Origin of the sequence: Flexithrix dorotheae DSM 6795, assembly GCF_000379765.1 — a bacterium.
Taxonomy (GTDB): domain Bacteria; phylum Bacteroidota; class Bacteroidia; order Cytophagales; family Flammeovirgaceae; genus Flexithrix; species Flexithrix dorotheae.
Window position 1 is genome coordinate 677,072 of sequence record NZ_KB903431.1, and the last position, 13,743, is coordinate 690,814.

Genomic DNA, 13,743 nt, shown 5'->3' on the forward strand with positions numbered 1-13,743 from the left:
AACTAAATAATTTTTCCATTTTATTTTTATCTTAATTGAAGTAAAAGGATTTGGGAAAATGGCAAATGAACTGAATTTTGGAGGTTAGGAAATCTGATATTAAATGGTGTACTGTCTGAGGTTTGGGCATATATTCTGTGGGGATTTGATTTTCAAAAGCTTAACCATTTCAAATTGTTCTTAGCTCAATTTTAAGGAAGTTAGATTTGGAGTTGAAAGTAAAACAACCTCTAGAATAAAAAGAATTATTAATTATGAATTAATGTTTAGGTGAAATTTTTGATTGTAATTTAGGTAAAACTTTAGTTTTAATTAATTAAAGTGATATATTAAACGTATAAAGTACGACTTTTATAATTGTTTTGGAAATTTTAAATATTTGAAATAACAAGGAGAAGCTTATTTTGTAAGGTATTGATTATCAGTAAGTAAGTCTGGGCCAATTTAGGGTAATTATGTTTGGAACATTAATGAGGATATATATTTGTGCAACTGCAATTATTATAGCAGGGTTCCTCGTGCATTCCAACCTTATGGCTCAGGATGTAAAATATTCTGAGAGAAAAGCCGACTTGATGAAATATTTTACAGAATTTATCACCTGGCCACATGAAGAAAATATTGATGTATTTAAAATAAAGGTATTTGGTGATCAGTACTTTTATAAGTATTTAAAATACCTTTATGCAGATATAAAAATTAAGGGAAAAGTTACGGAAATTGAATATGTTGATTCTCCTGAGGGAGTTTTGGATTGTGAGGTTTTATTTATAGCCTCAGTCCATGAAGAACTGGTAGAGGAGATTTTTGGTGTCGTAAAAGGCAAACCAATTTTAACAGTGGGTGATAGTGCCGGATATGCCCAAAAAGGAGCGTTATTCAATTTTTATCATCAAAACCAAAAGGTTTTGTTTGAAATGAATTACAATGTATATAAAGAATCTCCATTGAAGATAAATTCCAGGCTACTTGATGTAGCCAAAATAATTAACTAACCACCACTACTATTTTTTGAAATACCCATAAAGGGAATGAAAAAGATCGGACTGTGTTTTCCAAAGGTTCTTTCTAAGTAAACTTTCAGTCTTTTTATCTAAGCCACTTTAATAATGAATTTTTTGAAGAGTATGTCCATTAAAAACAAGTTAATTTCGGTAATCCTATCCGTTACCCTGTTAGCACTGTTTGTGGGTTTTGGAGCCGTATTTTTTAGCTTGAGAAGTCATTTAATGGAAGATCTTCAGAAAACAATGGTAAACACGGCCAAAATTGTTTCTGATTACAGTATTACCCCTTTACGTTTTGAGGCGAAGGAAAGAGCTATTGAAATTTTGGAAAAGCTTGACAATGACCCGCAAATAGAATGTGTACATATAAGAGATCACAACGGGGTAATTTTCGCTTACTACAATCACGAATGTGAATTCCCTGAAGAATTAGCCCTGGCAGGAGAAATGCTTAAAAGGAATTCTTTCTTTGAAGGCAATTACCTGCATGTTACTCAACCTATAGAATTTCAAAATAAAGTTTTGGGACATATCTATTTGAAATCTACATTGAGTGAAGTTCAAAATGCTATTAATAAATTACTGCTTAACATGCTCCTCATTTTTGCGGTGGTGATTTTATTGGCATTTTTAGTAGCTATTTACCTTCAGAAAGTTATTTCAGGGCCAATTACCGAACTTACAGATGCTACACAGAAAATCTCTTCTGAAACTGATTATAAGTTAAGAGTAAAACCCAAAAGTAATGATGAAATTGGGGTGCTTTACAATGGTTTTAACCATATGTTGGAACAAATCCAGCTGAGGCAGGAAGCTGAAGCCAGGAGCAAGAAGGCGCTTGAGTTAAGTGAGGAAAAATACCGAAATATTTACCAAAACTCCATGATTGGAATTTTCAGGTTAAATATTGAAAATTCGGGAATTATTGAAGCCAATAACCGCACATGGGATATCATTGGAGCAGAATATGAATCCGGAGATCCTGTGGTTGGTAAATTGCTCAATCCCCGGGATGCTATCCGGTTAAAAAACGCGATTCACGAAAATGGTTTTGTGGAGAGCTTTGAGTTGAATATTAATAAAGAAGAAAAAAATCTGTGGGTTTCAATCTCTGGAAGGTATTTAAATGAAGCAGGTTTTTTTGAAGGGGTAGTCAAGGATATCACCTATGAGAAAGAAAGTTTCCTTGAACTTAAAAAGGTCAACTTTGAACTGGACAATTTTGTCTACCACACCTCCCATGACTTAAGGTCACCGCTACTTTCTATTTTAGGCTTAATTACCATTTCCAAAAATGAAAAGTCTTTAGATAGTATTTTAGGTTATTTCGACCTCATTGAACGAAGTGTAAAAAGGCTGGATGCTTTAGTGATAAATCTGCTAACACTTTCCAGAAATAATAGGGTTGATGACAAAAAGCAACTGATAGATTTTAATAAACTGATTGAAGAATCAGTTGAAATTCTGAATCTGAACAAACCTGAAAATCTGGAAGTTACTATGGAGATTGAGCAGGAAGGAGAATTCCTTTCAGATCCCACCAGGATCAATATCATTTTGAACAACCTGATTTCCAATGCATTTAAATACAGAAATCCTTCGGAAGATAATCCTTTTGTGAAAATTGAAGGAAAGATAAACCATCAAGAGGCGGTTATCACTATTAATGACAATGGAATGGGAATTCAGGCAGAAAGTCAGTCCAAAATATTCAATATGTTTTACAGGGCGACCGACCAATCACAGGGATCCGGATTGGGATTGTATATTGTGAAAAATGTAGTGGATAAACTGAAAGGAAAAATTTCCTTTTCATCTGTAGTGAGGAAAGGAACAAGTTTTACAGTTACCATCCCAAATGCACTAAATCAATAAGAATAAGGCTTAGGAATCTGAATCATCATACAGAAAATCTACAGTGTCATCATCTTCATCAGATTTGTAACCAAGTCTGTCCTTTAATTTTTTGTCCACTACTTTACGGTTGAGAAACTTATTGATCTCTTCCAGGGGAAGGGTACTTTTTATTTCCCCAAATTCATTGATTTTAATATCAAACCCTTTCAGATCTTTATGAACTTTAGGTAATTGATTAGGGTCGATTTTTTTTCTTTTTTTCTTTTTCATTTGTCTTTTGGTTTGCTTGTTACAGCATGGTTTAAATATTAATTGTTTTTTTTAAAACAAGATAAGGCAGCTAAGGATATCAGGTAGTCCTAATTAAAGTTAATTAAAAAAAGGTTGAATAAGAATATTTCCCATCATCTCTTATTATTAGGTACGGGAGGAAATTGAAATCCGTTTCCAAAAAGATAATCAATCTTTAGGTTCACATAGGAAACCAGTTTTAAATTCCTATTTCTGTGTGCTATAAAATAACTAAAAATATTATAGCCTAAACTGAAAGGAAATTTTTACAGCAAAGTCCTTGGTATCCTCCGACAGATAATTGAGTCTATGGATAAAGTCTACTCGAATAAACCTGAAAATATTTTCAATCCCATAACCTACTTCTGCATAAGGTTCACTTCCCAATGCCTGAAAACTGGGGATGGGATTTCCCTGTTCATCGGTTGGGGGGATCAGGTCTATATTACTTTGTTTTACGCTACCATAAAGTACTTTACCATAGCCAAATGTTCTCCATTTAAGTTTACTGATAAGGGGAACTCTGTTGAGTAATAAACCATCAAATCGGTGCATTACCGAAAGCTAAGCGTATTGGTCGCTCACAAACTCAAAGAAATCCATCATGTTATAGGAATTTTCGTTGAGGAATACAGTTTCATTTCCCAGGTGTGTTTCAAGCAAAGGGTAGGGGATCGTAGATGGAATGTATCCTCCGGACAAACGGTAAGAAGTACGGCCAAAAGCGCCAAGTCTAAAGCTCTGGTCTATAAAGGCGTCAAACCTCTGGTAACCAAAATCACTATTCCAAAAGTCTTTTAAACCGTAGGTATATCTAAGTGTAAAAACAGGTTTATTGCCATTCCCCATGCTTATCCGGCTATTATCATTGATGATGAACTTTTCCCCAATGGCAATCCTGGCCTCAAATATTAATTCATTTACGGTAATGGTTTCACCTAAAACCTGGTCTGTCCCTTCACCTGATTTTATGTATCTAAAAGGAAAAAGAGGATCAAGTGTTCTATTTCTGAACGTTACCTGATGGGTAATTCCCGGATAAACTTCTGAATTGACCCAAACTTTATTAATGGTATGAGAATAAGGCCTTCTCAGCGTACCAAAGGTTGAAAATGAATTAAAAAGAGAATTGTTAGAAATGTTATCATTAAAAATACCCACCTGATCGAGATCAACTTTTCTGGATAGTCCAACCACTGTCCATGGTTTTCGTTTGGGAATATAATTGGCCTCCAGTTTATATTTAAATTCCTGATCTTTTAATCCATATGCCCCATACCCGGATAGCACAAACTTTTTACTAAAATCAATATTGGTTTTCCCTCCCAGTCTAAATCTATTGCCTTCTACATTATTATTTGCATAAGTATAAATAAAAGGGCCCAGGTCAAACTTGCCAATTTTCTTATACCCGTTAAATGCAATATTAACAATCTCAACATAGCTTTTGATTACAGGAATTTTTTTCAGCGTATCAATCATCTGATACACGTTTTGTTCTGTTTCTGAAAGCGGATCATGTCGGTTTTTTATCCAAAAATCTTCATTTTTTTCCAGAGCAAATTCACTGAGTTCAACTTCCTGATCAAAAAATGACACAGGCTTGGGCTGATTAATTTTGAAGTTCTTGTGGGAAACATAAAATTTAGCTAACATACCAGCCCAGTCGTCTCTTATTTCCCCAATGTCGATAATTACCCTGGTTTTATTAGGAAGCCAGGGCCCTCCGGGTTCAGCCTGCTGATATTTTTGTTGAATTTTTACTTTCTCTATAAAATTGAGGTTTGCATTTTTTCCAATATTTACATCAATTTGTTTAAGAGCAAAATTATTTAAAGAGTCTGCAATCCACATAGTACCTGTAAAAGCCAGATCCTCAGGGTTTTTGGGTTTAAATTCGATTTTGTAGCAAGTTACACTATCTACAATTTCTTCCCAGGATTTTAATTCGTAATCGTAAAAGGCACGCCAGCTGTCTGAAATCGGGGAAACAAAATCTTTTTCCACAATTTCCATCCAGTTTTTGTAAAAATTATATTCCTGAAAAGAAGCCCCTGTAATTTGTGAAACAGTACTTCCATCGGTAATTCCCAAGCCGGTGATTTTGGTTTTTTGGATTACCTCTTTTTTTCTTTCAGGAGATTTCAGGTAATAAAAATCTGAAATGGATTCTGAAATGAACATTGGGAGAATTGGTTTCCCATCATCCCCTGCAATTCGCTCAATACTATCCAGCACACTTGTGATTTTTTTTACTACCTTTTTTTCCTTGAACTTATCCGAAATATTATCTACATCAATTTCTATTTTTGTGTAAGCTTCATATTCATAAGCATCCAAAGACCTTTTGTCATTTTTTTCTTTATTTTTCACCACATTTCTGAGCACTTCCCAGGCGGGGTTTTCATAATCTCCAACCCTTATTTCTACCGTTTCCAGTGTTTTTGTGTCGGGAATAAGCTGGAAATTTATAACCTGGGTGGTGTTTTTTATAACTGGTTTCTTTTTTTGAAGATAACCTACGTAGGAAGCTACAATTGAATCGGTAGGATTATCCGAACTAATGGTAAAATTTCCTTCGAAGTCTGTAGTACTGCCCTTGGTGGTCCCATTAAAAAAAACGTTTACAAAGGGCATACCTTCGCCTGTCTCACTGTCAGTAATTTTTCCCTTTACCACAGTAGATTGCGCCATAGTTTTCACGTTGATTGCGATTATGAAAACCGTCAGGAATAATAATGAGAGGTTTGGTTTTAACAAGCTTGCTGGTGTTTATTTTATTGAAAAATTAAAAGCCTGGTTATTTCATTTACAGGCCATTTTGTTAGTCATTCAGAGAACTATTCTTTTAAAATTTAGTTCCTTTTTTTCGCTTATTAAAGTTAAAATATAACGTTTGTTTTGCTATTGGTAATCAATTGATTGGTAGTTTTTACAGAAAATAAGTGAAGTTGTTAGTTTTTAAATCGTAAAATTCAAATGGATTGTTTCACGACATCCTTATTGTTTTTAAGCCTTCCGTCTTGAAATACTTTGCTTGTAATAAATTTAATAAATATTCAGGTGTTTTTGGATAGGGTGGTCAGTATTAAATTTTTTATCATCAACCCGGCTTACAATTTTTAACCCTGAAACATTAGATGTAAAAATAAATTCTGCATCCAATATTTCCGTTTTATTTGCAATAACTTTTTTTACTAAAATCCCCCGGTTAGTTAATTTCTTAATAATATTTTTTCTTGCAATTCCAGCCACACATCCCGTTTTCACTTTTGGGGTAAAAACGGTATTATTTTTCACCCAGAAAATATTACTTGAAATACATTCGGCAATTTTGTTTTTAAGATTTAGCAGGATTAAATCATCAAGGTTTCTTTTGGAACACTCCTGACCTGCAATAATATAGGGCAGTGAATTGTTGGATTTAAATGCTGAAAATCCTGAAAAGTGAACTTTTGAATTTTTTGAAAATGAGATATGAATAGGCAGATTATTTTTCTTAGTTTTAATCTGGTTGGTGCTGATCAGGATATTAAATTGATTGTTTTCGGGAAAATACAATCCGTTGCCCTTTCTCCAAATATTTATTTTAATTCTAGCCTCCGAGTTGGTTAAATTATTTTTCTTCAGTAACTGACCAATCTGATGATTTAATAAATCCTTTTTCAGCCCATTTACACCCACAAAACCAAGCGATTTCATTCCTTCCTTCAGGCGTTTGATATGATCGGAAAAGAAACGAATTTCACTTCCATTATAGATAAGCGTTTCAAATAAGCCGTCACCATAACGAAAGGCCCTGTCATCTAGACTGACATGGAAATCTTTAACCAGAATTTGCTGATGATTAAAACTTACAATCATAAAGGATAATTACAATTTGAGGACAATATAAAGAGGTTAGGATTTTCTAAAAAACTTTGGATGAATGTTTTTTTCTGGTTTATCTTATTCTGTCCATTTCTCTTTTTAAATCTTTCTCTTTTAAATCTTGTCGCTTGTCATATAATTTTTTTCCTTTGGCAAGTGCAATTTCCATTTTTGCCAGGCCTCTGTCATTAATAAACAAACGGGTTGGAACTATGGTCAGCCCAACATCCTTTAATTTTTCTTCCAGCTTCTTTAGTTCCTTTTTGGTTAAGAGTAACTTGCGGTCGGCTTTTGCCGAATGATTGGCATACCCACCCATTAAGTAAGGTGAAATATCCATATTTCTTACCCAAAGTTCATTGTTAAAAAAAGTACAGAATGAATCTCTAAGATTTACTTTTCCCATTCGTATAGATTTTATCTCTGATCCTTTGAGCATTATGCCAGCCAGAAATTTATCAATAAAATGGTATTCATGTGAGGCTTGCTTATTTTTTATATTTACTGTCTTTTGTATGTCTGGTTTTTTTGCCATTAGTTTATGCTTTATTTTCTATTTCCTTTTACTTTCTACACGCTAAGGAAATTATCGTTCAGGATAGGAACAACATTAAATTTGTTTTGTTCCATACAAAATTCAATATCTTTTTTCACATCCAGCTTACCTAATCTTTTGGCATGGTTGGATTGCATCACAAAATTTAATAAATCCTTTTCATGTGATTTAAAAAGCGTAATGGCTCCAATGGCTGCATCGCAGGCAATATTTGCATTTTCTTTAAGGCTATCAGCCAGCGCTCCGGCAAACAAAGTATCTTCCATGCTAAATCGGCCTTTCCATCCTGCACAAAAAATCACAATGTCTTCAGAAACTTCTTTCAGAAATGCTGAAGTAGCATTTAGATTTAAAAAACTACCTATAATGACTTGTTTGGCTGCTTTTGATTTATTAATTGCCCTGGTACCATTTGTAGTGGTCATGGCTATGGACTTACCTATATTTTCAGGTAGCATAAAATCAAAAGGAGAGTTCCCAAAATTAAAATGAGGAACTTTGATCCCGTTTCTTTCCCCTGCAGTAAGGAACCCTTGTTTTCCATATTCATCACATTCAGCTACTTCCATTACCGGAACAATAGATTTTACACCACTACCTAAACCGGCTACCATGCTTGAGGTTGCTCTTAGGATATCTGTAACTACCACAATTTTTCCTTCCAATTCGTACAGATGAATTAGTTCTGGTGAATAACAAACCTCAATATTTATCATTTAGTCATGTTTTAGTTGATTCGGAAACCAAATGCCTTTTGGGATAATCGAAAAATGACTGTTCTCCTGCTTTTAATTTTATTTCATTCCAGGTATCTATGGATAATTTGATACAGGAAATTCCCGAAGTAGGAATATTTACAATTTCATAATCCGACAGATAATTGGAAAGACTTGTCAATTCCGGATTATGTCCTACCAGCATAAGGGAATTTATTTTATCATCCTGATTTCTGATCACCTCCAAAAGTTCATTTCTCCCTGCTTCATAAATTTTTTTTGCAAACTTAATTTTACCTTCAGGATATCCCATTTCCCGGGCAAAAATTTTTGCGGTTTTTTTTGCCCTTTTTGCCGGGGAAGCTAAAATAAGGTGTGGTTTTATTCCCTGTTTTTTTAATCGTTTGCCCATAAATGGGGCATCCCTTTTTCCCCTTTTATTAAGTGGTCTGTCAAAGTCGTCAAGACTAATGTCTTTCCAACTGGATTTGGCGTGCCTTACAAGATATAAAGTTTTCATGGCTACTTTTATTAAAGACAAATCATCCCTGCTTTTTAAGTCATTACTTGGATAAAAGACGAATTAATAATACTGATAAAAATGATAAAATTTTAATACTTCCCAAAAGGATTAAACCTATTATTTTAAAAGCATCATCCGGATTGTTTCCTGATTTTAATAATAATGGATTTGGAGGCGGGAGTCATGCTTTTCTCTGCATAATGGTTGATTGGCACCAGAACATTGGTTTCGGGGAAATAAGTAGCGGTACATTTTTCCGGAATATCATAAGGAACCACTATAAAATTTTTGGCTATTCTTATTTCTCCTTCAAAATGACTTGTGATATCTACAACTTCTTCCCTGGTTAAATTTAGGTTTTTCATATCCGAGACGTTCATTAAAATCACCCTCCTTTCATTGTAAATCCCTCTGTACCGGTCGTGCAGTCCATAAATGGTTGTATTAAACTGATCATGACTCCTTATGGTCATCATCATCAATTCGTCCTCCTCAGGCTGGTAAGCAGTGAGTGGATTAATTGAAAACCTGGCCTTTCCTCCCAAAGGTTTAAAACTGCGATCTCTTGCACAATTTGGTAGCTCAAAACCGTCCTCTTTTCTTATTCTAAAATTATAGTCCTCAAAGCCTGGAATTACCTTCTCGATTAACTCCCTTATGTGATCGTAGTCTTCAATGAGTTCCATCCAATCTATGGAATGATCCTGTTTAAAAGTTTGGTGAGCCAAATTGGCTATTATGGCACATTCACTCAAAAGGGTAGGAGCTACCGGGTTTAAATGCCCTTGAGATTTGTGTACTACTCCCATGGAATTTTCTACAGAAACAAATTGCCACCCTTCTTTTTGCATATCTTTTTCAGTTCTGCCAAGGCAGGGAAGAATTAGGGCATTTTTTCCATGGATTAAATGGCTTCTGTTTAGTTTAGTAGAAATATGAACCGTAAGTTGGCATTTTTTTAAGGCTTCAGCTGTGTATTCTGTATCCGGAGTTGCCGAAAGAAAATTTCCACCCAATGCAAAAAACACTTTTACTTTTTCTTCCTGCATTGCTTTTATGGTTTCTACCGTATTAAAGCCGTGTTTTTGAGGTGGCTGGAAATCAAAAGTGTTTTTTAAATTGTCCAGTAAACTTTGAGGTGGAGCTTCCCAAATTCCCATTGTTCTGTCTCCCTGTACATTGCTGTGTCCTCTTACCGGACAGGTTCCGGCACCTGGTTTACCAATTGATCCTTTTAACAATAAAAGATTAACGACTTCTTTTATATTAGCCACGCCATTTTTATGTTGAGTAAGGCCCATAGCCCAACAAACAATTATTTTCTTTTTACGTGCTAGAATTTTGGCAACTTCCCTGATTTTTTTCATTGGAATTCCTGCCTGAACAGACAAGTCTTCCATATTATAGCTCTTTAAATCCCCGATTAATTGTTCATAATCCTGAGTGTGGTTTTTAATAAAATCATGGTCGAATACTTTTCCCGGTTGATTTTCCTCTTCTTGTAGTAACAGTATCATTAAACATTTCAAAAGGGCCTGATCACCGTTAATTTTCACCTGTAAAAAATGATCGCATAAATTAGTTCCACCCTTTAAAATCTCCAATGGTTGCTTTGGATCTGTGAAATTAACCAGTCCGGTTTCCCTGAGTGGATTTATGGAAATAATAATGCTTCCTTTTTTCTTGGCTTTCTCTAATGCTGAAAGCATCCTTGGGTGGTTGGTTCCTGGATTTTGACCCATAACCAAAATGACCTCAGCCTGATTGAAATCATTAAGGGTTACACTCCCTTTTCCAATTCCTAAAGTCTGGGAAAGACCTGTTCCGCTGGATTCGTGGCACATATTGGAACAATCCGGAAGGTTATTGGTCCCAAATTTTCTTACGAATAGCTGATACAGAAAAGCGGCTTCATTACTAGTTCGGCCCGAAGTATAAAACGCAGCCTGATCGGGGCTTTCCAGGTTATTCAATTCATTGGCAATGAACTCAAATGCCTGATCCCAGGAAATTTTCTTATATCGGTTACTGTCTGCAGTTAGAATTACCGGGTGTGTGATTCTTCCTTGTTTGCCCAGCCAATAATCTGATTGCTGGCCTAATTCATCAATTGAATAGTGATCGAAGAAATCTGGAGTTACTTTTTTTAAAGTGGCTTCTTCTGCAATGGCCTTAGCGCCATTTTCACAAAATTCGCCAATTACAGATCTGTTTTTCGGGTCCGGCCAGGCACATCCCGGACAATCAAATCCAAATTTTTGATTAGCCTTTAGCAGGGTAGTGGTTCCTCTTCCCAAATCCATTTCCTCCAAGATATGTTTTGCTGCTGAAAGAATGGCTGTCACTCCACCAGAGGTTTTGGATGGTGTTCTCAATTTTAAACCTGTAAATTTTTCCGGAGGCTGAGCCAGAGATTTAGAAGGTTTTGCATTCAATGGTTTTTCAGTAATGTTAGATTGAGACATTTAAGAATATTTTTATCCCAATGATGGGAATTGGAAAGAATAAGATAATGGAGAACGGTAATATTGGATTGACCCAAAAATGATTTACTTCACCTTTGTAACTTCTAATTTGTCCTCACACAAATTTAAAAGCTCCTTGTTTGTTTTCAAATAACCAGGATGGATATAATCTGGAGCAATTTCTACCAGCGGGATTAATGTGAATTTCCTGTTTTGAATTTCTTTGTGTGGAATGGTTAAATCAGGACTTTCCAGAAGGTTTTGATCGTAATACAGGATATCAATATCAATGAGTCGGGTAAACCATTTTTTTATTCTGATTCTACCCATTTTTACTTCTATTTCCAGCAATTTTTGCAATAATACCTCAGGAGGCAAATTAGTGTTTACTTTAAGTACTTGATTATAAAATGCCGGCTGTTCTTCTATTCCCCAGGCTGCAGTTTCATATACAGATGATTTTTGTAACACCTGACCAATAGTTTCTTTAATCTTAAGCATGGCCTGGTCAAGATTCTCCTCTCTATTACCAAGGTTTGTACCTAGAAGGATATAAACAGTTGCCATCTTTAGTTTCTGAAAATTTGATATTGTTGATATCCTTTATAAAATTCAACCATTGAAACTTTTAAAATGGTATAGCTGGGAATAGCGGCAATCATTCCTACCGGGCCGGAAAGCGTAGCGCCAACGAAGACAATAAGAAATATTTCAAGTGGATGGGCTTTAACTGATTTTGAAAAGATAATGGGTTGTAAAAAAATATTATCAGTTACCTGAACGACACCGAAGACCGCCAAAATTTTAGAAATCAGAAATACATAGTCCTGGGAAGTAACTAAATCTGGCGAAGTTGAAAACCCTACAATCAAACCAAATGAAGCGCCTAATATAGGCCCTAAGTAAGGAATAAGATTGGCTACTGCGGCAAATACTGCAATGGTTAAAGCATATTCGATTCCCACAATTAATAAACCAAATGAGGCTATGGAAAATATGGAAACCATTTGCAGCAGTAAACCCAAAAGGTAATTGGAAAGTAATTTTTCAATTTTACTTAAGGCAGAGATTGATACCTCAAAATATCTATTTGGAATCAGGGAAATTAAATGCCTTCTGAAAAGTCCTTTTTCATATAAAATAAAAAAGGTAATAAAAAAAACAGCCATTGCCCCGACAAGAAAACTACTGGTTACGGATAAAATACTGTTTAAAATTTGTGTAAATTGAAATTGCTCAACTAGTATGCGGATATTATTTTTAAGGGTTTCAATTAAAAAACCTTTCTTTTCATCCACAATATCATTTTTGATTAGAAAATCTTCTACACTTTCCACTGGAACCATGATGTATCCAGTCCATTTTTCCAGATCCAGAGAAGATAAAACCTGAACCTGAGTAGTGACAAGAGGGACAAAAAGGTAAACGAAAAGTGTAATTAAACCGATGAGCAGGCAAAATGCTATAATGGTAGCGATTAATTGGGGAACCTTTAAACCATAAAACTGAAATTGTGAAATGTAATTTGTAGGTGTTCTTAAAATGGCAGATAAAACCAGTGCAATTACAATGTAAACCACAATTTCAGAGAATATCCAGGCCAATAATCCTAAGGAAAAGATTAAAAGCGCAAGATTAACCGCTGTTTTATTGATGGTAAATTTTGCCATTGATTCAGGTTAAAAAACAGGGGCTTATTTCTCTAAAAAGGAACCATTTAGAGCGTTATATCCCAAACTACAATTTTACTGATTTTCCTCAAAAAACCTCAGTAAAAGTCATTTAAAGAAAATATGGGGGAATAGAAAAAGCTCTTGTTCAGTACAAGAGCTTTACAATTACTTAGCGATATCTATGTGATTAATCCCAAGTGAGATCAGTATCTTCGTCCTCTTTTTTGTCGTACTGTGAAAAATCAAAGTCCGGCATAAGTTCCTCTTTTACATGGTCTATACATTCAGTGAGCGCATCAGAAAATTTTGAGAAATCCTCCTTGTACAAGAAAATTTTATGTTTTTCATAGAAGAATCCATCATCCTTGTACCGCTTCTTACTTTCTGTAATTGTCAAATAATAATCATTTGACCTGGTTGCTTTCACATCAAAGAAGTAAGTCCTCTTACCAGCTTTAACTCTTTTGGAATAAATTTCTTCTTTTCCAGTGCCTTTGTTATCGTCCACGTCCCTAAATAGTTAAATTTAAATTTGAAGTAAAATTATAACTTTTATTAATTATTAAAAATAATTTAGATAAATTGAATTATTCACAAATCTAGAATTTCAATTGGAAAACCAATACAATATTCCATTAATTAATTAAAAAAAATAATGGATAAAGCGTATTTAAACTTATATAAATCCAATTTTGCCTTTAATTAAGCGAATAAAAATGGTTATCGCAAAAATTATTAGGAAAAAAAGAATTCCTAAAAATTGATTTTATCAGAAAAAAAATTCC

General features: G+C 34.5%; 13 protein-coding genes. 2 read left to right on the top strand and 11 right to left on the bottom strand.

Annotation, left to right across the window (positions count from 1 at the left end; genetic code table 11):
* Window positions 1-470: 470 nt before the first annotated feature.
* Window positions 471-995, top strand: a complete 525-nt coding sequence (locus A3EM_RS0106830; RefSeq protein WP_157637765.1) for a YfiR family protein — start codon at window positions 471-473, stop codon at window positions 993-995.
* Window positions 996-1,109: 114 nt separating this feature from the next.
* Window positions 1,110-2,882, top strand: coding sequence for an ATP-binding protein (locus tag A3EM_RS45580; RefSeq protein WP_083925188.1), 1,773 nt, complete (start codon window positions 1,110-1,112; stop codon window positions 2,880-2,882).
* A 9-nt stretch (window positions 2,883-2,891) separates the two neighbouring features.
* On the opposite strand, the gene A3EM_RS0106840 is transcribed toward A3EM_RS45580, so the two are convergent.
* From A3EM_RS0106840 to A3EM_RS0106885, 11 genes are all read right to left on the bottom strand, one after another.
* Window positions 2,892-3,134, bottom strand: coding sequence for a hypothetical protein (locus tag A3EM_RS0106840; RefSeq protein ID WP_020527440.1), 243 nt, complete (start codon window positions 3,132-3,134; stop codon window positions 2,892-2,894).
* Window positions 3,135-3,395: 261 nt separating this feature from the next.
* Complete coding sequence (locus A3EM_RS47020; RefSeq protein WP_020527441.1) at window positions 3,396-3,710, bottom strand: hypothetical protein; 315 nt, start codon at window positions 3,708-3,710, stop codon at window positions 3,396-3,398.
* A 9-nt stretch (window positions 3,711-3,719) separates the two neighbouring features.
* Window positions 3,720-5,849 carry a DUF5686 and carboxypeptidase-like regulatory domain-containing protein gene (locus tag A3EM_RS41720; protein WP_020527442.1) on the bottom strand — a complete coding sequence of 710 codons (2,130 nt, stop codon included), beginning with the start codon at window positions 5,847-5,849 and terminating at the stop codon, window positions 3,720-3,722.
* Window positions 5,850-6,203: 354 nt separating this feature from the next.
* Window positions 6,204-7,019 (bottom strand): aminotransferase class IV, encoded by an 816-nt coding sequence (locus A3EM_RS41725; protein ID WP_020527444.1) that lies wholly within the window; start codon window positions 7,017-7,019, stop codon window positions 6,204-6,206.
* Between the two features lie 79 nt (window positions 7,020-7,098).
* Window positions 7,099-7,560, bottom strand: coding sequence for an SsrA-binding protein SmpB (smpB, locus tag A3EM_RS0106855; RefSeq protein WP_026210145.1), 462 nt, complete (start codon window positions 7,558-7,560; stop codon window positions 7,099-7,101).
* Between the two features lie 35 nt (window positions 7,561-7,595).
* The gene (locus A3EM_RS0106860; protein ID WP_020527446.1) at window positions 7,596-8,297 is read right to left on the bottom strand and encodes a 2-phosphosulfolactate phosphatase; all 702 of its coding nucleotides are present in this window, start codon (window positions 8,295-8,297) and stop codon (window positions 7,596-7,598) included.
* Window positions 8,298-8,301: 4 nt separating this feature from the next.
* The gene (locus tag A3EM_RS0106865; RefSeq protein ID WP_020527447.1) at window positions 8,302-8,817 is read right to left on the bottom strand and encodes a SixA phosphatase family protein; all 516 of its coding nucleotides are present in this window, start codon (window positions 8,815-8,817) and stop codon (window positions 8,302-8,304) included.
* Between the two features lie 134 nt (window positions 8,818-8,951).
* Window positions 8,952-11,285: an FdhF/YdeP family oxidoreductase gene (locus A3EM_RS0106870; protein WP_020527448.1), complete on the bottom strand. Its 2,334-nt coding sequence runs from the start codon at window positions 11,283-11,285 to the stop codon at window positions 8,952-8,954.
* A gap of 84 nt (window positions 11,286-11,369) precedes the next feature.
* On the bottom strand, window positions 11,370-11,852 hold the full coding sequence (folK, locus tag A3EM_RS0106875; protein ID WP_020527449.1) for a 2-amino-4-hydroxy-6-hydroxymethyldihydropteridine diphosphokinase: 483 nt from the start codon (window positions 11,850-11,852) through the stop codon (window positions 11,370-11,372).
* 2 nt (window positions 11,853-11,854) lie between these two features.
* Window positions 11,855-12,955, bottom strand: a complete 1,101-nt coding sequence (locus A3EM_RS0106880) for an AI-2E family transporter (protein ID WP_020527450.1) — start codon at window positions 12,953-12,955, stop codon at window positions 11,855-11,857.
* A 190-nt stretch (window positions 12,956-13,145) separates the two neighbouring features.
* On the bottom strand, window positions 13,146-13,466 hold the full coding sequence (locus A3EM_RS0106885; RefSeq protein WP_020527451.1) for a DUF3276 family protein: 321 nt from the start codon (window positions 13,464-13,466) through the stop codon (window positions 13,146-13,148).
* Between the last annotated feature and the right edge of the window lie 277 nt (window positions 13,467-13,743).